A 24,864-nucleotide genomic window follows, 5' to 3' on the forward strand; every position below is an offset into this window, starting at 1 on the left:
TTCACTCGATCTTCATTCAGTAGGAATAAGTATCCATTAGCTGCCTGATTCCCGGAGTGATAAATAGCTGACCGATATAATCAGAATAGCCTAGCCCTTCGGAAGTCAGCCAGATACGTTCAGGGGTTTCCTCTATCCAGTGCCGTTTCGCCAGTTGGTGGAACAACGGAATCCTGTCAAGCGGTTCCCCAAAACGCCGAGTATATTCAGTCTTGTCAATCCCCATATAGTACATCAGGTTCTTGATGATGAAACGCTGTTGTTGTTCCTTTACGGAAAGGATAAATCCGTTCCGAGCTACGGTGAAATCAAAGGTTGCCATATATTCGTCTATTTCGCGGGCAATACATTGTTGGCAGACTGTATATCGGGTGGCATAGTGCAAATCTCCCAAATAACTGCGTCCGCCCGAACCGCACGAAAGCATTACTTCATCACCACATGAAACTTCCGCGTCAGTGGACGGATGGTGAATAAAACGCCGCATGGATGTTTGCAAGAAGCCTTTTGCTTGCAATAACTCGCAGGCGGCACGATACATTCGAAAACAAACATCATCCGGTTCCCGTTCGGTAATGCCCGTACCCTGACGCACATATAGCGGATAAATAAACAGTTCGTTCGGCTGGAACCGGAGCGCTTCTTCCAGTGAATAGAGGAAACTTTCTACCGTCTGTCCCTTAATGCCATAAATCAAGTCGATATTGAAATAGGGAAAATCCATTTGACGAATGCTTTCCAACGCTTGATAAATAGCGTTTTGCCGGGGACGCCTTTTGATAGCTTTCAGTTCTTCATTTTGAAAACTCTGTATGCCGATACTTACGCGAGCTACTCCCGCCTGCCTCAAAACATTGAGCCGCGAACGGTCTGCGTATTCCGGTGAAGTCTCTACGGAAGTAAAGGCATGAGACGGATTCACGCCGAACAAAGCGGCAGTAGCCATTAGCTGTTCCAGTTGCGGGACAGTCAGCAGCAACGGAGTACCGCCGCCAATGGCAAAGCTATTGAACGCCAGTCCGCCAGTGAATGGTGAAAGTTGTTGCGCCTGTTTGTGAAGGGCGTCCAGATAAGTGGCGATATATTCGGTACGGTTCGTTTGCAGAGAGAATAAGTTGCAATATCCGCATTTATGGCTGCAGAAAGGAATATGAAAATAGAGCGCCGCCTTTCTGCCCTCCAATCGTTCCAGATATGGGAGCAGTGAAACCGGAGCAGGAAAAGGGCGATACGCCGTTTTATGCGGATAGCTATACATATAGTCTACATATCGTGATAGCGGTTGATTCATTGTTTCGTCAGGATAAAATGTTTATAAGGAACCGTGTAGACCGTTTCGTGGGATATGCAATGATATTCGTAGCCGTCTTCACCGTAGCAGGTTCCGTGGTCGGAAAGGGCAATCACCAGCGTGTCGGCACGTTTCTGAAAAGCCTCAAACAAGCGGGGCAACTGGCTGTCGATATACCTCAATGCCGCCGCGTGGGATTCCTTATCGTCTTTCGTTTTGCCTTTCACATAGTGACAGTTCGGGTAATGGATAGCGGAAAAGTTGATATACATGAAGATACGTTTGTCCGCAGAGTAATTCTCCAGTTTCTTCAATACAAAATCAATTTGCTTCTCCGTACTGTCAGGAGCCGTGCAGCCAAAGGTCGGCAGCCAGTAGCTTTTCGTAAAATAACCGGGAAACACACGTCCCAGTTCATTGCGTTTGCTGAAGAAATTCACGCCGCCTATGCAGATTGTCTCATATCCCGTATTGGCAAGGCTCTGCACGAAAGTAGCTTCCGTAAACGGATAACTGCCTTTTGGTGGGATACGCCCCGTCCCTGCCTGCACGGGAAAAAACAGCCATTTACGGCTACGCAAGGAATGAGGCTCTGCCGGTGAAGGAAGAAAGCCTGCAAAAATTGCAAAATGAGAGGGATAAGTAAAATTTCCCGGTGCGTGCCTTTTCTCCCACAAACCGCCGTGACTGTTCAGAACCGGTGTCCCTCCAGCGGCTTCTTCCGCTTTACTCACATCGTAGCGCAATGTATCAAAGCAAAGCATAAGTATATCATGTGTCCCTACCATCCGGTTCATATCCATATCGGGATACTGGTTTTGTTCTCCGGCCGGTAGTTCATCTATCTGCATGGTCATATTTCTTTTTTATTGTTCTTATCTGTCGGGTATAAATAGAATTGTGAGTGTACATATCCTGATAAATGTGGTCGCCTTGTCCGTTGGCTTCAATGATGTAAGGAGTGTCCGTACCTCTTTCTATCAATACATCCACTCCGGCATACTGCAAATCCAGTGTTCGGACGGTTTTCCTGCATAAGAGGTAAATCCGTTGCCGGACATCTTCCGGCAAAGAAAGTTCGCTCCATAGGCGTGCGTTGTTGTTCAGGTGCAGATTGGTGATACTCCCTTTGCTACATCTGACTACCACATAATCAACCTCTGCCTCTCCGCATACTACCCGAAGATCATAATTTTCTCCCTGCAACTGCTCTTTAGGTATCCATTCTTCCAAAATAGCCCCGGTATACATCACCGCTTCTGCTAATGGAAGAATATCTTTCTCCTTAGTCAGACGATGAATACGTTTTGTATTATGGATAATTCCGTCCACCTCCTGCAAGGTAGTATAAACCACCCATTTCTTCTGGCACGGCTGATAACGGATTGCCATAATGCCGCCTGCTCCCGAACCATAACGGGGTTTTAAAAAACACCCCCTGCCGAAATCAGAAAGTGTTTGCAGCAGTTCATCGAAAGAATGTGGAACAGCCAGCATCGGAGTCACACTCAGATCATTGGCTGATAAAATCTGTTTGGTTTCCTTTTTATCAAGAGCCTGCAATAATGCATGAGGCGGATTAAAAAAATGCACATCATCAGGCAATGTTATCTTGTCCAGCCGTTGTAATACAGCTTTGTATTCTTCATTCAACAAGGCATATTTCAGAAAATCCGTTTCGCAGCTTACCCATGGTTCCAGTTTGACAACTGCCTGCCGCAATGATGACAGACAGTTGAACAATTCTTCATAAGTCATAAAGCGGACTTCCGTCTGTAAGCCCTTGCCGGCTTCGACAAAGTATTCGACACGTTTGGACGGAGAGTTGCTGACAACAATTATCTGCATCCCCCCTACTCCGTAATCATCGGGCAATACCACAGTTCACCGTCGTACTCATCAGCTTCCTCCGTTTCGGCAATATCTATTTTCATGGGAAGTTCCTGCAATTTCTTCTTCATACCCTTGCTCAAATAATTATAACGCATATTGATGAACTTCAAATGGGCAATCTTATCCATATTGTCCAGCAAGAGTTGGGCACCTTCATCTTTGAGGACGCCTGCCGAAATATCCATTGTCTCCAACTGAGGAAGGATATCCGACTCCAAGAACATTCTTACAATCTCATCTTGTTCTTCCGAGTTAACAATACCCAGATAAGTCAGTTTCGGAAAACGCGCCTTGGAGAAAAGCGGGCGGAATATCTCAATATCAGCTTCAAAGCCGTAATCTTCCACACCGACATACAGAACCAGTTTTTCCAAATTCGGAAAATCGGACGCTATTATATCCTCTACAACTTCCGTAGGAAGACCGCCACTGATAATCTCCAGTGAACGCAACTTTGGACGTGAAGTTTGTCCCAGGCGCAGGTTATTCGTTCCTTTTATTTTCAAGTCTTTCAATTTGGGCATAGCATCGAGCAACGGGCTGAGGTCTGCCTGTTCAATCCAGGATATCTCCTGTTCTTCCTGGTCGATATCCCCCCAAAACAAGCCTTCGATTTGTGCAAACTTATCTTTATTCTCGAGTATTCCCTTTAGTAAAGCGGAACAATCTTCACCTTCATAGTCCCAGCAACCGATAGTGATTTGCTTATACTCAGGCAGATGTTTGTCTTTCAGGATTTTATCCAATAGATGAACATCGTTTTCGTATTCATCATAACTCAAAGTATATTTTTTGGCTTCAACTTTCATCTCACGTGCAGTTTCTTCTGCTGTTTCCACATAGCCTTTCTTTGTTTTCTCCGCAATAAGTTTATTGGCAGCTTTTTCAGCTTCTTCAGCGGTCGAGTAGTTTTTTACTTGTGTCTGGCCGTCTGTTCCCAGTTTGCCATAATTAACGGTTACGTCTGTTCCGGCTACATCTATACTCCAAAATTTCTGTGACTTAAAGTCTTGAAATACGAATACTCTTTTCATAATACAGTTTTTAATAGTTGATATTTGCCCATTCAAAGTGCCACAACGCATAAATGACATCTGCAAAAATAATTATTTTCCGCCACGTACAAAGCAATCGCATACTAAACTTTCAAAACAGACAAATAAACATAAGAATAAATAAACATAAGAAGGGCTACCCCGTTTTTTCGGAGCAGCCCTTGCTTATTCTGTTTTTATACTTCTGTATTAATCTTCAATAGTACATATACTTACACGGTTCCAATCCGGTTCAGTAAACATGTCCCCTACACCCTGACCTTCAGCAGTGATACGGGAAGCATTAATCTTGTATTTGTTGACCAAGATAGTCTTGACAGCTTCTGCACGTGCGGCAGCTATTCTAGCGTTGACTTCCACACTACCTTCCGGAGAAGCGTATCCCTTGATAATCACTTTTGCATCAGGATATTTCTTCATGTAAGAAGCTACACGTTCCACATTCGGCAACTGTGATGCATCCACAGATGAACGCCCTTGTCTGAAAGTAATGATAGATTCCGGAACGCGGGCAGTCTTGACTACTGTTTCAACAGGAACTACCTTTGTACGACATTCTTCCAGATCTTTCTGCAAGCCGTTGATTTGCCGGTTGGCAGTGTTCAATTCGCCATCCTTATTGTTCACTTCAGAACGAAGAGCATTGATTGAAGAGTTCAGACCGTCGATTTCTGCCTGATTGTAAACTTTCACTTTAGCAAAATGGTGAGTTCCGTTACTTGTCTTAAAGTGGTAAGTCAATCCTGCTGTCAACTCGAAAGCTGCATTATTGGCATTGAAACGGCTCTTCGCATCGTTATAATCACCTTGCATATCATATACAATAGCTGGTTTGATTCCCAATGTCCATGCTTTCGACTCACCAAGATTGAAATTGAAATTCAATCCAAAACGGGTAGACCATGAATTTTCGTCACCGTCACCATTTACATAATAATGCAACCACCCCATTCCGGCTACCGCCTCTACCTCAAACAAACGAGGCTGACCTTGATAACTTGCGAACAAGTTCATCAAATTGACTTTACCCAACAAGCTGACATCCGAAGCATCGAAAGCCGTTTTACTCGGAGTAGTATTGATATATCCCATTCCCTGGAATCCCAAGCCGAAAATAGGAGTTAATTGTTTTGAGAATCCAACTCCGAAAGCAGGACGCATACTCTTAAAGAAAGCGCTGTGAGTGAGAGGAGTGATTGCTCCTGCATTTACTTCAACAGACCAGTTGTCTGTAAACTTCGTACCTTCTACTACTGATTGGGCATTTGCAGTAAATGCACCCAATACAAAAGCTAATAAAATAATAGACTTTTTCATAATCATTTTTTTTAAAACTGTAATGTTTTGCATGCTAAATAATTAGAAATGTTTTTATGTGTTCCATGTCTAACTTTTTAGTTCATAATTAAGTTTGTTATTCACACTAAACAACATATCGTATAAAAAATTAGTTCACATGCTTGTAAGCTAATTAACAACTATTCACTCAACCAGCCTGTAATCCGATTCCTTGCATAGAAATAATAGAAAAACAGCCCTATCCAACTAGTAAGAAGAATTAATACAATAGCCAACAGTTTCTTTTCCCAAGGTGCATAAAGGCGTCCTATTTCCAAAGCTGCCTTAATAGTCAGTACTAAGCCAACCACCCAAATTACAAATCCAACCATAACAATACAAATTCATTAATATTAATTTAAAAATCACATTTCAATATATAAACAACAAAAGCATATGTTGGTTTCTAAAGATTTGTCTTTTAACAAAAAAATCAAAAATGCAAATCCGATTGATAGATTTTTTATATAATACCCGAACAAACAAATTATTATGTTCGTTAGAATAAAGAAAATACCAAATGAAAATCTTAACTCAAAGCAAGAAAAAGTTATCTGTTTCTATCAAAATAATAAGAGATACTTTTCAAGGATTTATTGATGACAACGTCATGAGATTAAGCGCATCGCTGGCTTACGCAACCTTGTTCTCAATCATCCCCCTGCTCTCACTTCTTATTACTATCGGAGTAATACTCAATATAGATTTCACAAATCAGTTATATGCCCAACTGGAACCCATTGTCGGCTCCAAAGTGATTGACGCACTTCAAGCAATTATGGAAAATGCAGAGAAAACCGAATCATTTTCATTTGCCACTATTATCAGCATAGGTGTCACCATTTTCGGTGCAACGACAGTTTTCGCGGAAATACAAAGTTCCCTAAATACCATTTGGGGAATAAAAGCCGTCCCCAAGAAAAGTTGGCTTAAATATATCAAAAACCGATTGCTATCTTTCTCCGTTATCCTTGCTTTCGCTTTTATACTGCTGATTACTTTTACTATTACCAATCTCATCACAGAAATAAGTAATAAATTCATCACCAACAATCCGGATGTGACAGAATCCTTGGTGAAAACAATAGGAATAATTATTAATATAGGTGTAACCACTGTAATATTCACTCTCATATTCAAAATTTTGCCGGATGCAAAAATCAAAAACAAAGATGTATTTGTAGGAGCACTTGTCACTACCGTATTATTACTAATCGGACAATGGGGAATATCCCTTTATATCGGATTTGCAAATATTGAAACTGTATATGGAGCGGCAGCGTTTATGGCTATTTTCATCACATGGATTTATTACTCAGCCATTATCATATATACAGGGGCAGAATTTACGAAAGCATGGGCGAATAAGTTAGGCGGAAAGATTTTTCCGGACGAATATGCCGTGGCAACCAAAGTTATTGAAATACGTGAAGAAAACAAACCCATTACTTAACTCCAAGTACCAGTTTCAGTAGCATTTGTTATCTATCTGAAACTGGTGAGGCAAACAAGCAACTTATCTTCTAGCATCGGCCGAGAGTGTATAAATCTCGCCTTTATTCTCACTTTCTTTTATCTGGTTTCTCATACGTACCATTTTTCTCAATTTCTCAATCTTCCGACCTGATGAAAAATGATATACAATTGCACCAATAACTGAGCCCACTGTCAACCGAAGCCATAAATTGAAACTATTAGCTTTCATAATCAATTTGTTTTAATGGTTAATCATTCAGAATATCCTTAGTTATCACCATAATTGTTCTCTAACCGATAAATAGTAAAAGGGGAGAATAGCTTTCACTCACACTATCCTCCCATTGCAGAACAACAATACTCTAACTATTTTTTAGCTTTATCCGCCATAGCATGGACTTTATCTCTTACATCATCCGCTTTTTCGGCAACATAAAAAGTTCCGTCAGCTACTTTGTCAGCTACTTTTAATCCGGCATCCAATACTTTATCATTCACCGTGTTGATCAAATCAACACTATCTCCGGTTACTTTCTGAAATGCATGATTTACTTTTTCTTTCACACATTTCCCTTTAGGTGAATGCCAGAAACGATAGACCAGCACACCAATTACCGAACCGACTCCCAGTCCGATAAGAAAATTAGATTTTCCTCTTTCCATAATGAAGTTTAAGTTTTAAAAGTTAATAAATCAGAGTTCTTCGCTTCTAGGGTGTTTTCTAAACAAGGACAAAATCCATAATAGCAACACAGCACCCACAACCGAAGTTATAAGACTACCTAGAATACCACCAGCAGCGATACCTAGTAAACCGAATACCCAGCCGCCCAAAAGACCGCCGATAATACCTACAACTAGATTAATCAAAAGGCCGAAACCTCCTCCTCTCATAATCTTCCCTGCCAAAAAACCGGCAACAATTCCAATGATAATGTACCAAATCACACTCATAATTAAAGAATTTAGGTTTATATATAAATTTCAAAAAAGGTTATTGTTTTTCCCAGTTACAACAAGATTATCACGTATAAAAAAAACGCCATTTAGTATTATTTAGTTCCAATCAAGTCATATATTTTAACTCTTATTTTACATTCATCCTATTTCAGCAACATTCTGAGCAATATTAAGAATAATTAAAAACTCAAGTTAAACCTCCACATTCCACAATATGTTTTACTAAATATGAAACATTAAAAAACGGAATATGAAACATTGCGATAATTTATTTCTTACAGGCCAAACCGAGTATGACGACATACATAAGATGTGTTCAGACGCATACGCCAAAGGACGTATGGCAGAAAGAGCACTGGCTATCGAAGCCTACAGATTACGTTGTAACAATCTGTTTGGTAACAGATGCATGACCCGCTCCTTCTTCGGAACGTTGACCAAGAAAATATGTGACGGAAATTGCTGGTATCTGAATCAATACAAATTAGAATTATATAAACTGGAAACTGATAAATGAAAGGACAGGATATATACTGTCCTTTCTGAAAGTAAATAATGACATATTATGTTTCGGATGCATAAAACATATTTTAACAAAGTTCAATCAAGCGCCTTTTTCACTTCTTTTTTGGCATTATTATAACCTTCCTTCATTTCCTTCTTAGCTTTATCGGCTCCCTCCTTGACCTGCTCTTTAGTTTCCTTCCAAACTTCCTTCACACTATCCGCTCCCGCTTCCATTTTATCAGAAGCTTTATCAAGTGCCCTGTTAGCAGATTCCTTCGCATTCTCCATCCGGTTGTTAACCTTATTCTGCGTTATTTTATCCCTGCAAGAGGTCATAGACAATGATGCAGCGCACATCAACGCCAAAGCCGCAAACATAAATTTTCTCATTTTCATTTTCTCTCAAATTAATTGGTTTACAAAATAAAATCAGGAATTCCGGCGAAAGTTTTCCGAGCTTCTTTCGCCGGAAATAAAAACATGAACTTGATTCAAGAATCTAAAGCATTACTTCTTATCTGACTTCTTGCCGGAAGTTGCAGATTTGCTTTCTTTAGCCAGAGTTTCCCTTTTGGCACTCTTTGCCTCCTGTTTTTTTTCAGTTTTCTTATTCATAACACAAAAATTAAAAGTTTTAAAATAGATTATACGCAACCGTTTATTGGGGGCTGCCTTTTTCTGATTTCTGATAATTACACCACATCAGTTCCTTTTCAGGAGTTGCGGTAAGCACTTCATTACTGCGTTCGTCAGACAACTGTTTGTCCATTTGAGCAATCTGTTTTTCGGTACGTTCCGTCCCTTCCGGTTTTCTGTCCACCAGCCCGTTTGTCCTTCTCACCTCTTCCAGCGGATCGTCGATATACTGCCACTCTTCTTTCAGTCGTGAACTCTCACCTTCATTCCATGGACCACGAAACTCTTCACCTTTTGACAGATTAAAGTAAAGGTTGCTATATTTTGGCGAAGTTTGCAACACTGCGGGCGGGAAGTTCGGTTGAATAGTATTCAAAGCGGCCTCAAACTGCTGGAAGTGAGTAACTTCACGAGTCATAAGGAAAATAAGGGTTTCTCTTACTGAAGGATCTTCAGTAAACTTCAAAAGATTTTCATAACCAATCTTGGCACGACATTCATTCGCCATATTGGACTGGAGATCCACCGTAAGTTCCGCATTGGCAGATACATAACTTCCACACCATGGATTTCCGTTACTATCTGTCAACATAGGACTACCGGGGGCAACCACCACACACTGCGGATTTGTAAACGCCTGCTGGATAAACTCTTCCTTAGCAGACTTACCATCCATTAGTTTGCGAATATCCATCGTCTCTGCAGCATCCTTCATTTCACCATTTACCGGTCCGAGAAGCATCTGAATAGTAGCCCCCACTATTTCAAGATGTGCCAGCTCTTCCGTGGCAATGTCCATAAGCATATCATACTTATCCGGGAACGGGTTATGACAACTGAAAGCCTGTACAAAATATTGCATGGCTGAAGTAAGTTCTCCATTGGCACCACCGAATGCCTCCAGCAATATGCGTGCGAAACGTGGGTCCGGTCTGGAAACGCGGGCATTGAATTGCAAATCTTTTACATGATAAAACATAATCAATTTTTTTAAGTTAATAATTCAGGTTGATTAAGATGTACATCTATATTTATAACATGTTATTTTATATGTTCACACATTCTTCTAATGCGACGTCGTCAGAAAAAATTTGCCGGATAGCATAAACTCCATCCGGCATACAACAAGAATCAGAATTTATAACCATAACCTAACATGATAACGACATTGTCATTCTCGGCAAACATAAATTTCGCTTCGGCATTTAAAAAGCTACGTTCTGACAAAGGTAATGTAATACCACCTCCAAGATTAAAAGCAAACTTAGTCGAGTTACTTCTATCCACCTGAGCAGTCACCCCATTGACCTCAACATCCTGCTTTCCATAAAAGTTATTCTGCATACCAATTCCCGCAAGAGGATAAACAGAAAATCCTTGTCCATCCTTATTGAAATTGAACACATAATGGAAGTTTATATTCACATCCAGCCCCGTCACTTTGTCTTTAGGGAAAAAGAATGTGAGATCAGGAGCTATTCTAAGATTATTGGCTATTACATAGCGCCCCTGCGCTTGCAAACCGAATCTTTCGTAATTAGTCTGGTAACCAAGGCTTCCCATTAAAGAACCTTCACCTTTTCTAGTTTGAGCATTCACTCCGAAAGCGGTCATTACGACCAAAATCAATAATAAAAACTTTTTCATAATCAAGGGATTTAATTAATAATATATTTCATCTAAAACAAAACTCTGGCTTCCTTACTATTCTTCAATAGTACAGATACTTACACGATTCCAGTCAGGTTCGGTAAACATATCACCCACGCCCTGTCCTTCGGCAGTAACACGGTTTGCTGCTATCCTATATCTCTTAACCAAAATTGTCTTGACAGCCTCTGCACGTGCTGCAGCCAGTCTAGCATTGAGTTCGATACTACCTTCCGGAGAAGCATATCCTTTTATTACTACTTTCGTTTCCGGATGCTTATTCATATAAGAAGCTACACGTTCCACATTCGGAAGTTGCGAAGCGTCAACGGATGACTTACCTTGTCTGAAGGTAATGATTGATTCCGGAATGCGGGCTGTCTTGACCACTGTTTCTACCGGAACCACTTTTGTACGACAGTCATTCAGTTCCTGTTGTAGTCCACTGATTCTTTGGTTAGCAGTATTCAACTCACTATCTCTAGTGTTCACTTGCCCTCGAAGCGCATTTATAGAAAAATTTAAGTCGTCAATTTCAGCCTGATTGTAGACCCTCACCTTATTGAAGTAATGTGTTCCATTGCTCATCGCAAAGTGATATGTCAATCCCGCAGTGATTTCGAAAGCAGCATTATTAGCATTGAAACGGCTTTTTACCTGATTATAATCTCCCTGCATATCATACACGATAGCAGGTCTGATACCAATGGTCCATGCTTTGGATTCACCCATATTGAAATTAAAGTTCATTCCGAAACGGGTAGACCATGAATTTTCGTCACCGTCACCGCTCGCATAATTGTGCAACCACCCTACACCGGCCACTGCTTCAATTTCGAATACACGCGGAGAACCGAGATAAGTGCCGAAAAGATTCATCAAATTCACTTTACCCAATAAACTAACATCAGAAGCATCAAAAGTAGTTTTACTTTGGGTAGTATTCACATACCCCATTCCCTGGAATCCCAAGCCGAAATTAGGAGTCAACTGTTTCGAGAACCCTACTCCAAAAGCAGGACGCATACTTTTAAAGAAAGCACTATGAGTAAGAGGAGTCACTGCACCAGCATTTATTCCCACCGACCAATTATCCATAAATTTAGTACTTTCAATAACTGTTTGGGCCTTCGCTGAAAATGCCCCCAATACACAAGCTAATAAAATAATAGACTTTTTCATAATCGAATATAATTTAATGTGACGTCTTGTTTATCATCTACACGAAAACAACATATCCTAAAAAAAATTAGTTCGTAATATGTATTTCACATTAACAAATATTTGTCTTTCCCAAATCGAAAGAATACACCATTTATTGAAAAGCAAAACAAATATGCATATTTATTAAAAAGGTCTATAAAAATAAATCAAAATCAGATAAATGAAGGAATATATTATTAGTCACTAAGTAATAGAAAGTAAATATCAGCGACAATCATATTATTTCATATAGTTATAAGGATAAAAAGGCAATTATATATACTATTCATACCTCATAAAGGAATAGCTAATCTTTAAACAGAGTAACTATTGTACTAATAATTAAATTGTATAAATAATCAATAGAAAAAGACAGAAAAGGCATATTTATTTATTCAAATTCATAATTATGCCTTTTCCCATTCAAAAGAACGACTATATTATTATAAGTAAATATTAAAAATAGGACAATATTAAAATATACAAATCACTAAAAATAACATTTTCCAATTCACATTTGGTACACTAATCTCATTAAAATCAACTATCTTTCCGGGATCACCTCATTCAGACAAGCTATGGCATTGAGTGTACGCGGATAGCCGATGAATGGCAATAATTGTGTGACGACAGCCAGCAACGTATCTTTATTATTACCCACGTTGACATTTCCCTGTATGTGTCCCTTAACTTGCGACTCACAACCTCCTAAGGAAACAAGTATTGAAAACGTTATCAACTCGCGTGTCTTTACATTCAATCCTCTACGAGTCTGATAGTCTCCGAAGCAGTTGGCGGAGAGATAACGCTGGATATGCTTCTGATTTTCGGGAGCGTTCTTATGCATCTGTTCTATCCGTTCACCAAAAATGGATTTCTGTAACTCCAGCCCTTTGTCGAAACGGGTTTCAAGTGATACAACCGACTGTCCCTCTAAAGGAAGACGCACGCCACGGGCAAGTAATATATCATTGGTGATACCAATAAAATCCCGCACCTTAGCCATGCCTGCATAAGCCACTGCCTGATAAAGGATTTCCTTCACTTCTATCGGAGCAATGCCTTCATTAAGGGCGTTTTCGAGTGTAATACGGTATTCAGACTGTCCTTGCGAAGCAATATTGGATGCCAAAGTTACCATAAGGCGGGTTTTAGTGTCCAAGTCACCATATCCCTGCACCTCTTTTGTAAAATTACTAAATATTCCGTCCAACTCGGGGTCGGTGGCTTTTAATCCGGTTGCCACGTTGTCTTTCGTTGCTTCGGCATATTGCCGGTCGTCTACACGTTCCAGCCACGTATTCTTGTTAGTCTGCGGATTACATTCGATAGCCAGATGCGAGAACCAGCTATCGGGGGCTGCACCGTGCCAATGTTCTATGTTCGAAGCGATTTCAACCACATCACCGGGAAGCAAACGACGTGCCGCTTTACCACGTTCCTGATAATAGCCCACACCTCCGACAGCAATCAGGATTTGTCCTCCTGTATGGCTATGCCAGTTATTCCGGCAACCGGGTTCAAAAGTAACATTAAACATGGGTACATTCAAGTCTTCATTAGCAGTCAGCGGTGCCAACCAAGATTTTCCCGTGAAATATTGTTCAAATCCTGCATTCTCCTTTCCTATCGGAAATGCGCTGATGTTTTGAGGAACTTCTTCTTTTTTCATATTCTGTGCACTTATAGATTGCATCGGAATGTGTATCATCCCGACGACTGTTACAAAAATAAAAAATAATCTTCTCATATGATATACATGGGTTATTATTCACAAACTCTCTGATAAACAAATAGTAACTCAACGTCCCACCCGTTTAGCCAATTCTTCCGGATAGCGTTCTCCCGCAAGAACGATTTCTGACAATTTTTTATTAATGACCGCCATTTCCTCTATGGGAACATTTTCATCAACACGATGCTGATAGTACAAATCAATGTGGTCTGTCCGCAAACGTTTTAATGACCCCTCCACAGAACGACGGATTGTTTCGGGATGACTGTCCAGCAATTGTTTCCCGTCTTTCATCTGAATCCCAAATTTCGTTGCAATAACCACTTTATCACGGAGAGGTTTCAATGCTTCCCCCACCAATTCTTCATTGATATAAGGACCGTAAACTTCGGCCGTATCAAAAAAAGTGACACCAAGCTCGTATGCCTTACGAATAAGATTTATCATTTCATTCGTATCAGATGCAGCACCATAACCATGGCTCATCCCCATACATCCCAAACTGATAGCAGATACTTCAAGGCCGCTTTTTCCTAATTTCCTGTACTTCATAATCTCTATGTTTTTTTATTATTATTTTCTAGTAGTGCAAAGTTAGCTGTTCTATACCAACTCTTTATGATACAAATTACAGATATAAGAACCAAAATTACTGATTCACAGGACTGGTAGCAAATTTAAGTTCCCACCTGTTTCTGCTGTTCCGCATTATAACGGTCGCCGACAACCGGAATGGCTGCCACAGAATCTTCCAACTCTTTCCTAATAGTGTCCGTACAGTGGGCGGATACTTCTTCATCAGGCGTACAGATAAAGTCATGCCGCATGCACGTCCGAAAGTTTGATGGAATCCTTAGGCGGACTTACTACCCGTATTTATTATTTCAATACCCGCCTCAACCTGTTTAGTCCTTCTATCAACCGCTATCGCGGACACGCGATATTGATATGGATAAAACCTTCACCAGCTTCTCCATCCCCCCCTTCGTTCACCCATAATTTTTCTTTCTCCAACAAGTTCTTCACAATCTCGTCCGACGACTGGAGTAGCACTGCACAATCCACCCAAACCAAATAAGTACCTTCCAACATCACCACCGGAAATTCAGGCAGATATTCTTCGAAGAATGCCAACCCAAGTATTCGCCGTTCAGTTCGGAATCATAGACAGTTACATTCTCCGTATTCCAAAATGCATCTTTGGAATTGACAACCGCATTACGTATTTCCACATTCTTGCAGTACTGGAACGAATAGTTCCCATTTTAGGGTCACATCTTCCGGTTGAAGGTCGTGAGTTGCAAATAGAGGACGTTCACCTCCATATTCTTTCGTTCCATTAGTTTATTTTTTAGTCTGTTATTTCAAAAGTCACATTTACACTTCCTGTACCGACGGCAGAAGCCAATCCCGAAGGATTCGTTATACCTCCCAGTCGGGTGTAAGTATATGGAGTTGAAAAACTCTCATAAAACAATACCACACAAGTAGAGCTGTAAAGCATCAAATCTCCCGTTTGAATGGTTCTTGGATTGAAAGAAGCTGTCGGCAAACTGTTTTGCAGATAAAACAGTTTTTCATTGCCATTCAATTCGGACATCTTTACTGTCAGTGGCAGTTATTTCTTGAATTCTTTAGTTGTTTCATTACTCTCCAAAGTAGCATTGAACGAAACAGAACCAATTGTTATTTTAAGGTTATTGCTCACAGGGACGTCTTCATTATTATTGTTATTATTACTAGAGTTGCTATTTTCATTATCCGGGAGAAGCTGCTGCCCTCTCCCCTGTAATGGTTCCCCCTCGCCACATGATACGGAACCAACAGATAATGCCAACAGGACACAGATTGCTATTATATAGTATCTCATTATGATTCATATTTATTTCTTCAGATACTCCTTGAAGAAAGATTCCAGTTTATTAAACGGTATAAGGCTCACACGGTCGTAAAGGTCTACGTGTCCTGCACCGGGCACTATATACAGTTCTTTTGGTTCGCCAGCCAGTCGATAGGCATCCTCACTGAATTCGCGCGAGTGGGCGTTCTCTCCGGTAATGAAAAGCATAGGGCGGGGTGAAATCGTTTCAATATCTGCGAAGGGATAGAAATTCAGAAATTTCACGTTGCTTGAAAAGGTTGGATGAGTCGTAGTCAGAGAAGTTGCTCCTTCGGGAGTGAATTCTCCTCTCTGTGTCCGGTAGAACTCATAAAATTCGCGTTCTATCGGAGTGGACTTCTCGGTCAGTTCATGCACTGTGCCACCGGTGTATTTCGTCTCTTCCCCCAAGAATTCCGCATAACGCTGTTCGGCGGCTTCTGCCATAATCTGCTTTCTCTGTTCCAGGGTCAATGTGTGTTTCAGTCCGTTGCGGCTGGCTGTCCCCATATTATACATACTGATTGTTGCAATGGCTTTAAGACGAGGATCTATTTTTGCCGCACTGATAGCGAAACTTCCACTGCCGCAAATGCCAATTACACCGATAAGATTTCGATCGACAAACGGACGTGTACCCAGAAAATCTACCGCGGCACTAAAGTCTTCCGCATAGACTTCCGGTAGAACGGCATTGCGCGGTTCGCCTTCACTCCCACCCCAAAAAGACAGATCTATGGAAAGTGTCACAAAACCCCGTTCCGCCATTTTCGTTGCGTAAAGATTCGCACTCTGTTCCTTGAGAGCTCCCATAGGATGCCCGACAATGATTGCAGGGTATTTATCCCCTTCTTTCATATTCTTTGGCAGAAACAAATTTCCGGCTACCTTCATTTTATACTGGTTGGAAAAAAAGACTTTCTCCACACTTACCAAATCACTTTTATAAAAGTTATCCGCATCTGTCTGTGCAGAAGAAAAACCAGTTCCGAACATCATAATAAATACAGTTGTTAATAATAAAATCCGTTTCATATCTCTAGTGTTTTAGTAATTAAAGAATTGATTATCTACTTTTTACTTTGCAAAAATACGGTAAAATAAAGAGACTGCCTGTAGATGAATTACTGACATTATTACCCAAATTACAGATTATATTTTTTTCATCATCCTGCTATAATATCCATTTTAACCTGTTTACGGGAATGGGGCACACAAACACGTAAATAAACAAATACCATACTTGCAATCAGAAAAAGCAGTGCACCGAAAACGGAATAGCGCGTGCCCATTTCCGTAATGAAAGCTCCGCATATAGCCGTGCCAATCGTCGTACCCAAATTGGCGGAAGTCAAAAACATTCCGTTGGCAAAATCAGGAGCTTCGGGAGCGGAATCCGTAATCATATACTGCATATTATTACTAGCTATACCTGCCAATACACCTAAAATCAAGATGATTATCACCATAGCCGTAATCCATTTTCCAACGAAGAAGAGACAGATATATGAGACTAAGAGTGCAAAAGGCATGATGATAATTGAACACTTGGCGTTTACAGAAAGTAGTTTCCCCGCTATCACATTCCCCACAATATTTGCCAGACCATATACAAGCAGTACGGTACTGATTACACTATAGGAAACTTCCGTCACTGTTTTCAAGTAATCCGACATATAGCTGAAGAATCCGAACATGGCTCCATTAATTAAGGTTACGGCAATGATTGAATACCACATCGCCGTTTTCTTCAATACGCTAAGCTGTGCACCATAAGATACTTTTTCTTTCACAGGCATGGAGGGTATAAATAGAATGGTAGCCACAAACACCAATACATTCACAACTGTGAAAAACAACATCGCCATAGAGAACGAAACTTCGCTGGCAATGAAACTAGTCACCGGAACGCCCAGTACCATACCGGCGGACACACCAACAAAAACTTTAGAAACAGCCTTGGGAGCCTGTTCCTTGCCGACAGACGCCGCGGCTACCGTAAAAGCCATCGAGACATAGACCGGATGCAGGAAAGCGGGAAGTATCCGGGCAATCAGTAATATGGTGAAGTTAGAAGTAAGCATGGAGATTATATTGCTTACTGTAAACAATCCCAATGCCAGCAACATCACTTTCTTCCGGTTCATCCCCGAAAACAATAAAGGAGTCATAGGGGCCGACACAGCCACCACCAACGCGAAAACACTTACCGTCCAGCCAGCCTGTGGTACGGAGACGTTGAACGTTTCAGCTATCAAGGGCAGGATACCCACTACTCCCATTTCGGTATTTATAATTCCAAACACACCGACCGTAAGGATAAAGACGAGCAAACCGCCCGAACTGAGTTTTAGTTTATTCTTTTGTTCCATAACTATTATATGTAATTTATAATTCCAACGCCAGTTTATAGGCGTTTTCAAGATATTCTTTATCAATCTGCCTCGCCAGTTTCTCGCATCCGGTACAACCACCGGCACAATACAGCCCACCTCATTCCAACCCAGCGCCCGGTTGAGAAGACGAATCTTTTTGAGGATATTTATCATCAACAGAAATGGCGTAAAGCCTGCCGATAAATGATTTCATATTCTCTATTAAATCAACTCCATACACGCTGAGGTACAGAGTTCTATTTGACGTTACAAAGGTCGGGAGAATAAAGTGAAGTGATTGTAGATAAATTACAGAGATAATAACCCCAATTACAGATTAATAGGAAATTCTAAAAAGACAGGAAATAAATACATATGTTTCCTGTGGAGACAGAAAATATTTGCAGTAAAGACAATCTTTATACTTGAAAACCAAATTTTACATGAAAGAAAAAATATTGAGATTAGAGTCAATAGAGCCTCAATATCCGAACTGGCATTGACAAACAAATATCTGTTTTGCCGAATTATCATCAAACACTTCTTCTTCAAATCCTCCATACTTATGAATAATATGAAAGCCATTCCATTCCAAATATGAGTCTAATTCTTGAGGGAAAAACATTCTCATATCCAGATTTTGAATAGAATCAAACTTGCCATTGATAAAATAATGCCATTCTATGCGATTAATCTGAGTCTTATTCTCATATCGCATAGTCTGCTTTATCAAGACTTTCCTTCCGTCGTCCGTTGTATACGCAGCAATTTCCCTCTGCTCTTTTTCACCTTCAACTATATATTGGATATTCGGATTAAAACAATCAAACATAAATAAACCGTCGTCTTTGAGATGATTCTTAACTACATTAAATACCTTAAATAAATCTTCATTCTTATATAAATGATGAATCGAATTAAATGGAATAAAGATAAAGTCGTATTTTCCCGACAAATTCAAAGTTCTGATATCTGCCTCGATAAAACTTATTTCTAATCCTGCTTCGGAAGCTTTCACCTTTGCCTGGGCAAGCATTGAAGGGGTGTAATCAACTCCAGTAATATCATATCCTTCCTTTGCAATGGGAAGAGTAAGTCTGCCTGTACCACAACAAAGTTCAAGTATCTGCGCATCCTTGTTTTTAGGCAGCCACCGCTTATAAAAGTACAAATCATCCAGATTGGTATTCATCGCATCATAAATATTGGCATCATAAATTAAATCACCCACTTTATAATCACTATTCATATATGTCGTCCTCCAATGTCTATTATCTACTATTTTTAGGTTTATCATCTCAGTCACATTTTCCAAGGTCGGTAATATAGGTAAAATAATCCGTAATCTATATACAAACCGAATCTAAAATCAGCAGTATCTTTGCAGTGTGATAAAAACAACAGGTATAAACGTAAAAAAACAAATTGATATGTATTTAGGTTCTTCGTCAAATTTGGTGGTACTTCTTCTATTGTGAATAAAGAATCTTGGCTCTCAGTAGTTTAGTTCCTGCCCTATTGTACATCTGTCTTTTTACCGCTTTAATTTTATTCACTGTCCCCTCCAATAATCCGTTACTGAAGGGGATATCAATAGCTGCCTGTACTGCCTCCCAGTCTTTTTCAATACCATATGCAAAGTTCGTCAGTGCCATATTCCGTGTTGCCTTCGCTTTTTCAATCCACTTTCTAATATCCTTATCATAAGTATTCCCATTAATCATATCTCTGAAATTCTGACACACGCTTAAGAGTTCTTTAATCTGTGGTGAGGATTTATACAGTTCCGCTAGTTTAGGATTATCCGATTTTCCCTTTAGAATGTATTTGCGTATCTGATTCTGTGAAACTCTCTGTGTTTTACTTCCGTTTTCAATGCTCTCATTATGCTCCTTGACTTCCTTCCTCTTTTGTTGATACATTTTTCGCAAGCTTGATGTTATCCTTCCAATAAGTGCGCCACTGATTTTACTCCCCATTTTTTGTGCCAATATTTTTCGGGTAATACAGCCCGCACTAATGATTGTAGCCAGTTCGGATACATATTTAAGAGCTGTCTTCTGTTGCTCATTCAAGTATGCCCCTATTCTCCTGTTGTGAATGAGCTTATAAATGTAGCGACTTTTCTTGCCCAAATGTGTGGCTGTCTGCTCAATGGTCATCCCCTGCATTTTTAAGTTCAGGCTTTCCCTGTATATCTTCAATTTTTCTCTGTGTCGGACATCTCCCATGTTAAATATGTCCTGAAGAATTAACGAAGAAGCCGTGTCTCTGTCAGGATATTCGTACTTGAGCTTTTTCTTGGTCTGACGAATCATTTTCTCTATTTCCGGTATCATCGTGTCCGTCATATTCTTGGTTAGATGGAACCGGTCGCAGATTTGTGTAACACCAGGGATTATTCTGTTTATAGCCTCTGTGAAACATCTTCCACGGTCTCTCGTTATATATTGTATTTGAGGATTCCGGATAAGCCAGTTATCAAGCGCTTCTCCGCTTCTATCCTCTAACAAAGCAATAGGCATGTGTGTCATCTGGTCTACGACCACACTCATATAATCCTTACCTTTTTTATAGGCAAAATCATCAATACCTACATAAATACTTTTATTATGCATAGGATTATGTTGCCCGCACTGTTGTAGGATGCGTAAGCAGGAAGAGCTACTGGCCGTTATATGGAACAGTTGCAAAAGAGAAGAGGCCTTTCGAGAAGTAAGTTCCAAGCTTATCGATCTGATGCGTTCCTCAACAAGATAGCTCCGTCTACCATACCGACGAGCCAGAAAAGACAACGGTTCGCAGAATATTTTTTGCGGACAAGAAACATTGTCACAATAATATTTGCCAACCTTTATGACTAACTCCAAAGCATGATCGTAAACTTCAAGATCCTGAATATGACGGGAGTAGTAACTGTGCAACCGGTGACTGAAATGTCCACAATAAGGACAGGAAGCCCCCTTGCCAGCCGTATGTAAAAAGACCCTCAATGAGCCAACAGCTTCAGAGATACCATCTTGTTGCAGATTATCGTAGCCAAGACTGAAGCTGAAATCATGGAATAATCCCCTATTTGTAGGAGTGTTTTCTTTTTTTGATGTATATTTGTACGTTGTAGATATGGCTTGTTGCATGGTAACTTTTAATGATGTGGTGTCTTTAAAGTTACTAAAAAGCAAACATATCTACAACTTTTTATAGGATTAAGAAAGAAGAAGACCGTTGAAATAAAAAAGAGATTACCACCAAATTTGACGAAGAACCTGTATTTAGAAAATATTTACTCTCCCGCAGACGTAAAGAAGTTATCGTTTCAGGAACTCAATGATTTAAGTAATGAAATCCGTGCGTCACTCCTGCAAAAGTTGAGTGAACACGGCGGGCATTTCGGCCCTAATTTCGGAATGGTGGAAGCGACTATTGCTTTACATTATGTATTCAACTCACCGGAAGACAAGATTGTTTTTGATGTATCGCATCAAAGTTATGTGCATAAAATGCTGACCGGACGGAAAGACGCTTTCCTCTACCCGGCTGAGTATGACAATGTATCCGGTTATTCCGAACCGCAAGAAAGCAAGCATGATTTCTTCGTTATCGGTCATACTTCCACTTCCGTCAGCCTGGCTAGCGGATTGGCGAAAGGACGCGACCTGACCGGCGGCAATGAGAATATCATAGCCGTGATAGGCGACGGCTCTTTAAGTGGCGGCGAAGCATTTGAAGGATTGGATTATGTAGCGGAGCTTGGTACAAATATGATTATTATTGTCAATGACAATCAGATGTCTATTGCCGAGAATCACGGTGGTCTGTACAAGAACCTGAAAGATTTGCGTGACAGTAACGGTCAGTGTGAATGTAATTTCTTCAAGGCTATGGGATTGGATTATATGTACGTGAACGACGGCAACAATGTGGATGCATTGGTTGAGGCATTCTCTAAGGTGAAAGATATTCAGCATCCGATAGTAGTACACATCAATACTCTGAAAGGCAAAGGGTATGAACGTGCAGAACAGGACAAAGAGACTTATCACTGGCGTACTCCGTTCAATATAGAAACCGGAGAATCAAAGTTTGACGAAACTGCGGAAGATTACAGCGAAGTGACAGCCCAATATCTGCTGAAAAAGATGAAAGAAGACAAGCGGGTGGTAACAATCACTTCGGGCACTCCTGCCGTTCTCGGATTTACTCCCGACCGTCGTCAGGAAGCAGGCAAGCAGTTTGTAGATGTCGGTATTGCCGAAGAACACGCGGTGGCACTTGCTTCCGGTATTGCGGCTAATGGGGGAAAACCTGTCTATGGAGTATATAGCACATTTATCCAACGCTCTTACGACCAGCTCTCGCAAGACCTCTGCATCAATAATAATCCGGCAGTCCTCTTGGTATTCTGGGGAACATTATCCGGTATGAATGATGTAACTCATCTCTGTTTCTTCGACATTCCTCTTATCAGCAATATCCCGAATATGGTCTATTTGGCACCAACCTGCAAAGAGGAATATCTTGCCATGTTGGAATGGGGTATCCGTCAGAATGAGCATCCGGTTGCTATCCGTGTGCCTGCAACAGATGTGATTAGCTGTGGCGAGTCTGTGGAATCCGATTATAGCGTTCTCAATCGTTATAAAGTCGCTCATCGTGGCTCGAAGGTGGCTATCGTGGCGTTAGGTTCGTTCTTCGGATTAGGACAGTCGGTGCTGTCACTGCTGAAAGAAAAGGCAGGTATTGACGCTACGCTTATCAGTCCCCGATATATTACCGGTATTGACAATGAGTTAATGGAAGAGCTGAAAGCCGACCACCAACTAGTGATTACATTGGAAGACGGTGTGTTGGACGGTGGTTTCGGTGAAAAGATTGCCCGCTATTATGGCGCCAGCGATATGAAAGTACTTAATTACGGAGCGAAGAAAGAATTCGTAGACCGGTACGATGTGCAAGAGTTACTTCGTGCCAATCATCTGACAGATGAACTGATTGTAGAAGATATCAGAAAGATTATCGGCTAAAGAAGTCCTAACCAGTTCATTATATATTCATATGTAGGTTGATGCACTTCCGTAACGGGAGATATGCATCAACCTACTTTTATTTCCAGTCAAATCCGTAGTCCTTTCCGATAATTCAATGGAGTTTGCCCGGTATTTCTCTTAAAGAATTTGCAGAATCCGGCAGCATCACTAAAGCCCAGTTCGGAAGCGATGTCTCCTATCGTGGATTTGGTTGAACTCAGCAATGTACGGGCTTCCATTATCAGTAGTTCATTAATAATGCTGTTTACACTCTTTCCTGTTCCTGCACGGACGATGCGGGCAAGATATTGTTCGCTGATAGCCAACTTATCCGCATAGAAAGCGACGAAATGCTCTTCCCTGAAATTCCGGGTGACAAGCGCGTGAAACTCTTGCAGTACATGGTCTTTATGGCTAACCTGCTTTTTAATAATTGTCTTTCGAGAAAGGAAATCGGCTATATCCAGAAACAAAGCATTGCACGCCGCCTGTATTCTCCGGAAAAGAAACTGGTGTTTTATATTCAACAAACGCATAAGCACTTCCAGTTCACGACGGATGATTTGAGCTTCGTATGCAGTCAGTTGTATGGTATATTGCTTGTTCTGCCTCATCGTCGCCAACAAGATAGCGGTTATTTGAGTCAGATAAGAATCATCCGTCCGCATGGATTCGGAAATGGAAAGAGTGATAAACTTTATATCGGGACTTGAATATAAATGGTCGGTGAGATAATTTGCTCCATGAATAAGCAGCATATTGGGCTCTATCGCAATAAATTCTCCATTCAGCAAAATCTCCGAACGACCTTCGAGCACAAGTATCATATACAGTTCCCGGTTAAAATAGCGTTCATTTTCGGGATAACTCCTATCTTTGTATTCACTCATGAAACAAACGACGTCCTCTTCGTAATGAGGAATTTCAGGATGTTCCTTCAACAACTGCTTATTATCGAAAATTCGTGATTTCACCATTTATGCCTCCTTCTTTTCGATGTAAAAATACGATTTGTTTCGGATATGACAAAAACTGTGTGGAATTAGATAATTCATTTCCAGCAAAAAAGCAGGAACTTTGCATATCCTTTTCAATTCATAAGAAGGAATCAATTAAAAAGTTTTGAAGATATGAGAATGAAAGACGTTTGCAAAAGATATTTGGTGTTTATTATAGGATTGTATTTTCTGGCTGCCGGAATAGTATTAATCATACGTTCGGCATTGGGAACCACCCCTATATCCAGCGTAAACTATGTATTAAGCCTGAATAGTCCTTTATCATTAGGCACTTGCACCTTTTTTATCAATATGGTACTTATCTTGGGGCAGTTTTGGTTAATCCGAAAGAACAGAACCCGGCAGGATATTATCGAGATTCTTCTTCAATTGCCCTTCTCCTTTATCTTCTCGGCATTCATTGATTTCAATATGACAATTACCAATAACCTGCATCCCGAGAGTTATGGAATGTCAATAGCGTTATTGCTTACAGGATGTATGGTGCAATCTATCGGCGTGGTACTGGAGTTGAAACCCAAAGTCACTATGATGAGTGCGGAAGCTTTTGTGAAATATGCTTCCCGCCGCTACAACAAAGAGTTTGGGAAATTCAAGGTCTATTTCGATGTTACGCTAGTCACATTTGCGGTACTACTTTCCCTTCTCCTCTCCCAATGCATTGAAGGAGTACGCGAAGGCTCTCTTATCGCTGCCTGTATCACAGGATATATTGTCAGTTTCCTAAATCAGAAGATAATGACGAGGAAGACACTCTACAAGCTCTTGCCCGTTTTGAAATAAAACATAATAAAAGCCGTTTCTTCGGAAAGAGAACTTT

The 24,864-nt window shown here is 40.6% G+C and carries 24 protein-coding genes and 4 pseudogenes; 4 read left to right on the forward strand and 24 right to left on the reverse strand.

The window, feature by feature from the left end:
* Nucleotides 1-16: 16 nt before the first annotated feature.
* The 6 genes from ACGHVY_RS11080 to ACGHVY_RS11105 form a co-directional block, all read right to left on the reverse strand.
* A complete protein-coding gene (locus tag ACGHVY_RS11080; RefSeq protein WP_390599016.1) occupies nucleotides 17-1,291 on the reverse strand; it encodes an STM4012 family radical SAM protein in 1,275 nt (424 codons plus the stop codon).
* Nucleotides 1,288-2,142, reverse strand: a complete 855-nt coding sequence (locus ACGHVY_RS11085) for an STM4013/SEN3800 family hydrolase (protein ID WP_390599017.1) — start codon at nucleotides 2,140-2,142, stop codon at nucleotides 1,288-1,290. The genes ACGHVY_RS11080 and ACGHVY_RS11085 overlap by 4 nt, the downstream gene beginning before the upstream one ends.
* The gene (locus tag ACGHVY_RS11090) at nucleotides 2,129-3,139 is read right to left on the reverse strand and encodes an STM4014 family protein (protein ID WP_390599019.1); all 1,011 of its coding nucleotides are present in this window, start codon (nucleotides 3,137-3,139) and stop codon (nucleotides 2,129-2,131) included. The genes ACGHVY_RS11085 and ACGHVY_RS11090 overlap by 14 nt, the downstream gene beginning before the upstream one ends.
* A 5-nt stretch (nucleotides 3,140-3,144) precedes the next feature.
* Nucleotides 3,145-4,218 carry an STM4015 family protein gene (locus ACGHVY_RS11095; RefSeq protein WP_390599020.1) on the reverse strand — a complete coding sequence of 358 codons (1,074 nt, stop codon included), beginning with the start codon at nucleotides 4,216-4,218 and terminating at the stop codon, nucleotides 3,145-3,147.
* A 210-nt stretch (nucleotides 4,219-4,428) separates the two neighbouring features.
* Nucleotides 4,429-5,562, reverse strand: coding sequence for an OmpA family protein (locus ACGHVY_RS11100; protein WP_308746010.1), 1,134 nt, complete (start codon nucleotides 5,560-5,562; stop codon nucleotides 4,429-4,431).
* A gap of 155 nt (nucleotides 5,563-5,717) precedes the next feature.
* Complete coding sequence (locus ACGHVY_RS11105) at nucleotides 5,718-5,909, reverse strand: hypothetical protein (protein ID WP_390599021.1); 192 nt, start codon at nucleotides 5,907-5,909, stop codon at nucleotides 5,718-5,720.
* A 188-nt stretch (nucleotides 5,910-6,097) separates the two neighbouring features.
* On the opposite strand from ACGHVY_RS11105, the gene ACGHVY_RS11110 reads away from it, so the two are divergent.
* Nucleotides 6,098-7,030, forward strand: a complete 933-nt coding sequence (locus ACGHVY_RS11110; RefSeq protein WP_390599023.1) for a YihY/virulence factor BrkB family protein — start codon at nucleotides 6,098-6,100, stop codon at nucleotides 7,028-7,030.
* A gap of 389 nt (nucleotides 7,031-7,419) precedes the next feature.
* Here the strand turns inward: ACGHVY_RS11110 and ACGHVY_RS11115 are convergent, their stop codons facing one another.
* Together ACGHVY_RS11115 and ACGHVY_RS11120 are read right to left on the reverse strand one after the other, a co-directional pair.
* Nucleotides 7,420-7,716, reverse strand: coding sequence for a YtxH domain-containing protein (locus ACGHVY_RS11115; protein WP_390599024.1), 297 nt, complete (start codon nucleotides 7,714-7,716; stop codon nucleotides 7,420-7,422).
* Nucleotides 7,717-7,746: 30 nt separating this feature from the next.
* Nucleotides 7,747-8,007, reverse strand: a complete 261-nt coding sequence (locus ACGHVY_RS11120) for a GlsB/YeaQ/YmgE family stress response membrane protein (RefSeq protein WP_005678085.1) — start codon at nucleotides 8,005-8,007, stop codon at nucleotides 7,747-7,749.
* A 256-nt stretch (nucleotides 8,008-8,263) separates the two neighbouring features.
* Here ACGHVY_RS11120 and ACGHVY_RS11125 point away from each other — a divergent pair, with 256 nt between their 5' ends.
* Nucleotides 8,264-8,530 (forward strand): hypothetical protein, encoded by a 267-nt coding sequence (locus tag ACGHVY_RS11125; protein WP_390599026.1) that lies wholly within the window; start codon nucleotides 8,264-8,266, stop codon nucleotides 8,528-8,530.
* A gap of 83 nt (nucleotides 8,531-8,613) precedes the next feature.
* Here ACGHVY_RS11125 and ACGHVY_RS11130 read toward each other — a convergent pair whose 3' ends face one another.
* The 15 genes and pseudogenes from ACGHVY_RS11130 to ACGHVY_RS11200 form a co-directional block, all read right to left on the reverse strand.
* Nucleotides 8,614-8,910, reverse strand: coding sequence for a YtxH domain-containing protein (locus ACGHVY_RS11130; RefSeq protein ID WP_390599027.1), 297 nt, complete (start codon nucleotides 8,908-8,910; stop codon nucleotides 8,614-8,616).
* A 268-nt stretch (nucleotides 8,911-9,178) separates the two neighbouring features.
* Nucleotides 9,179-10,135, reverse strand: a complete 957-nt coding sequence (locus ACGHVY_RS11135) for a manganese catalase family protein (RefSeq protein WP_390599028.1) — start codon at nucleotides 10,133-10,135, stop codon at nucleotides 9,179-9,181.
* A gap of 152 nt (nucleotides 10,136-10,287) precedes the next feature.
* Entirely contained in the window at nucleotides 10,288-10,803 is a 516-nt protein-coding gene (locus tag ACGHVY_RS11140) for a porin family protein (RefSeq protein WP_390599029.1), read from the reverse strand.
* A gap of 57 nt (nucleotides 10,804-10,860) precedes the next feature.
* Nucleotides 10,861-11,988 (reverse strand): OmpA family protein, encoded by a 1,128-nt coding sequence (locus ACGHVY_RS11145; protein WP_390599031.1) that lies wholly within the window; start codon nucleotides 11,986-11,988, stop codon nucleotides 10,861-10,863.
* A gap of 565 nt (nucleotides 11,989-12,553) precedes the next feature.
* Nucleotides 12,554-13,759, reverse strand: coding sequence for a carboxymuconolactone decarboxylase family protein (locus ACGHVY_RS11150; RefSeq protein ID WP_390599033.1), 1,206 nt, complete (start codon nucleotides 13,757-13,759; stop codon nucleotides 12,554-12,556).
* 132 nt (nucleotides 13,760-13,891) lie between these two features.
* Nucleotides 13,892-14,296, reverse strand: a pseudogene (locus tag ACGHVY_RS11155) (aldo/keto reductase); the annotation flags it as partial.
* Between the two features lie 125 nt (nucleotides 14,297-14,421).
* A pseudogene (locus ACGHVY_RS11160) lies at nucleotides 14,422-14,505 on the reverse strand (aldo/keto reductase); the annotation flags it as partial.
* Between the two features lie 163 nt (nucleotides 14,506-14,668).
* A pseudogene (locus tag ACGHVY_RS11165) lies at nucleotides 14,669-14,872 on the reverse strand (cystathionine beta-lyase); the annotation flags it as partial.
* Nucleotides 14,851-15,009 (reverse strand): annotated as a pseudogene (locus tag ACGHVY_RS11170) (DUF3737 family protein); the annotation flags it as partial. The pseudogenes ACGHVY_RS11165 and ACGHVY_RS11170, both read right to left, overlap by 22 nt.
* Before the next feature lie 86 nt (nucleotides 15,010-15,095).
* Nucleotides 15,096-15,362, reverse strand: a complete 267-nt coding sequence (locus ACGHVY_RS11175) for a cyclophilin-like fold protein (RefSeq protein WP_390599675.1) — start codon at nucleotides 15,360-15,362, stop codon at nucleotides 15,096-15,098.
* A complete protein-coding gene (locus tag ACGHVY_RS11180; protein ID WP_390599035.1) occupies nucleotides 15,363-15,614 on the reverse strand; it encodes a hypothetical protein in 252 nt (83 codons plus the stop codon).
* A gap of 12 nt (nucleotides 15,615-15,626) precedes the next feature.
* Entirely contained in the window at nucleotides 15,627-16,658 is a 1,032-nt protein-coding gene (locus tag ACGHVY_RS11185) for an alpha/beta hydrolase (protein ID WP_390599037.1), read from the reverse strand.
* 131 nt (nucleotides 16,659-16,789) lie between these two features.
* On the reverse strand, nucleotides 16,790-17,995 hold the full coding sequence (locus tag ACGHVY_RS11190; protein ID WP_390599676.1) for an MFS transporter: 1,206 nt from the start codon (nucleotides 17,993-17,995) through the stop codon (nucleotides 16,790-16,792).
* Between the two features lie 484 nt (nucleotides 17,996-18,479).
* On the reverse strand, nucleotides 18,480-19,247 hold the full coding sequence (locus ACGHVY_RS11195; protein WP_390599039.1) for a class I SAM-dependent methyltransferase: 768 nt from the start codon (nucleotides 19,245-19,247) through the stop codon (nucleotides 18,480-18,482).
* 220 nt (nucleotides 19,248-19,467) lie between these two features.
* Nucleotides 19,468-21,135, reverse strand: a complete 1,668-nt coding sequence (locus tag ACGHVY_RS11200) for an ISL3 family transposase (RefSeq protein ID WP_390599040.1) — start codon at nucleotides 21,133-21,135, stop codon at nucleotides 19,468-19,470.
* A gap of 129 nt (nucleotides 21,136-21,264) precedes the next feature.
* Between ACGHVY_RS11200 and ACGHVY_RS11205 the strand changes: the two genes are divergently transcribed.
* On the forward strand, nucleotides 21,265-23,022 hold the full coding sequence (locus ACGHVY_RS11205) for a 1-deoxy-D-xylulose-5-phosphate synthase (protein ID WP_390599677.1): 1,758 nt from the start codon (nucleotides 21,265-21,267) through the stop codon (nucleotides 23,020-23,022).
* An 89-nt stretch (nucleotides 23,023-23,111) separates the two neighbouring features.
* Here ACGHVY_RS11205 and ACGHVY_RS11210 read toward each other — a convergent pair whose 3' ends face one another.
* Complete coding sequence (locus tag ACGHVY_RS11210; protein ID WP_390599042.1) at nucleotides 23,112-24,002, reverse strand: helix-turn-helix domain-containing protein; 891 nt, start codon at nucleotides 24,000-24,002, stop codon at nucleotides 23,112-23,114.
* Nucleotides 24,003-24,155: 153 nt separating this feature from the next.
* On the opposite strand from ACGHVY_RS11210, the gene ACGHVY_RS11215 reads away from it, so the two are divergent.
* Complete coding sequence (locus ACGHVY_RS11215) at nucleotides 24,156-24,827, forward strand: YitT family protein (protein ID WP_390599044.1); 672 nt, start codon at nucleotides 24,156-24,158, stop codon at nucleotides 24,825-24,827.
* Nucleotides 24,828-24,864 lie beyond the last annotated feature (37 nt).

The organism is Bacteroides sp. f07, assembly GCF_042854785.1.
Lineage (GTDB): Bacteria > Bacteroidota > Bacteroidia > Bacteroidales > Bacteroidaceae > Bacteroides.

Bases quoted from the DNA above. Each gene is read 5' to 3' on its own strand.
- ACGHVY_RS11080 (WP_390599016.1), bottom strand. From the start codon at position 1,291: ATGAATCAACCGCTATCACGATATGTAGACTATATGTATAGCTATCCG.
- ACGHVY_RS11085 (WP_390599017.1), bottom strand. From the start codon at position 2,142: ATGCAGATAGATGAACTACCGGCCGGAGAACAAAACCAGTATCCCGAT.
- ACGHVY_RS11090 (WP_390599019.1), bottom strand. From the start codon at position 3,139: ATGCAGATAATTGTTGTCAGCAACTCTCCGTCCAAACGTGTCGAATAC.
- ACGHVY_RS11095 (WP_390599020.1), bottom strand. From the start codon at position 4,218: ATGAAAAGAGTATTCGTATTTCAAGACTTTAAGTCACAGAAATTTTGG.
- ACGHVY_RS11100 (WP_308746010.1), bottom strand. From the start codon at position 5,562: ATGATTATGAAAAAGTCTATTATTTTATTAGCTTTTGTATTGGGTGCA.
- ACGHVY_RS11105 (WP_390599021.1), bottom strand. From the start codon at position 5,909: ATGGTTGGATTTGTAATTTGGGTGGTTGGCTTAGTACTGACTATTAAG.
- ACGHVY_RS11110 (WP_390599023.1), top strand. From the start codon at position 6,098: ATGAAAATCTTAACTCAAAGCAAGAAAAAGTTATCTGTTTCTATCAAA.
- ACGHVY_RS11115 (WP_390599024.1), bottom strand. From the start codon at position 7,716: ATGGAAAGAGGAAAATCTAATTTTCTTATCGGACTGGGAGTCGGTTCG.
- ACGHVY_RS11120 (WP_005678085.1), bottom strand. From the start codon at position 8,007: ATGAGTGTGATTTGGTACATTATCATTGGAATTGTTGCCGGTTTTTTG.
- ACGHVY_RS11125 (WP_390599026.1), top strand. From the start codon at position 8,264: ATGAAACATTGCGATAATTTATTTCTTACAGGCCAAACCGAGTATGAC.
- ACGHVY_RS11130 (WP_390599027.1), bottom strand. From the start codon at position 8,910: ATGAGAAAATTTATGTTTGCGGCTTTGGCGTTGATGTGCGCTGCATCA.
- ACGHVY_RS11135 (WP_390599028.1), bottom strand. From the start codon at position 10,135: ATGTTTTATCATGTAAAAGATTTGCAATTCAATGCCCGCGTTTCCAGA.
- ACGHVY_RS11140 (WP_390599029.1), bottom strand. From the start codon at position 10,803: ATGAAAAAGTTTTTATTATTGATTTTGGTCGTAATGACCGCTTTCGGA.
- ACGHVY_RS11145 (WP_390599031.1), bottom strand. From the start codon at position 11,988: ATGAAAAAGTCTATTATTTTATTAGCTTGTGTATTGGGGGCATTTTCA.
- ACGHVY_RS11150 (WP_390599033.1), bottom strand. From the start codon at position 13,759: ATGAGAAGATTATTTTTTATTTTTGTAACAGTCGTCGGGATGATACAC.
- ACGHVY_RS11180 (WP_390599035.1), bottom strand. From the start codon at position 15,614: ATGAGATACTATATAATAGCAATCTGTGTCCTGTTGGCATTATCTGTT.
- ACGHVY_RS11185 (WP_390599037.1), bottom strand. From the start codon at position 16,658: ATGAAACGGATTTTATTATTAACAACTGTATTTATTATGATGTTCGGA.
- ACGHVY_RS11190 (WP_390599676.1), bottom strand. From the start codon at position 17,995: ATGGAACAAAAGAATAAACTAAAACTCAGTTCGGGCGGTTTGCTCGTC.
- ACGHVY_RS11195 (WP_390599039.1), bottom strand. From the start codon at position 19,247: ATGAATAGTGATTATAAAGTGGGTGATTTAATTTATGATGCCAATATT.
- ACGHVY_RS11200 (WP_390599040.1), bottom strand. From the start codon at position 21,135: ATGCAACAAGCCATATCTACAACGTACAAATATACATCAAAAAAAGAA.
- ACGHVY_RS11210 (WP_390599042.1), bottom strand. From the start codon at position 24,002: ATGGTGAAATCACGAATTTTCGATAATAAGCAGTTGTTGAAGGAACAT.
- ACGHVY_RS11215 (WP_390599044.1), top strand. From the start codon at position 24,156: ATGAGAATGAAAGACGTTTGCAAAAGATATTTGGTGTTTATTATAGGA.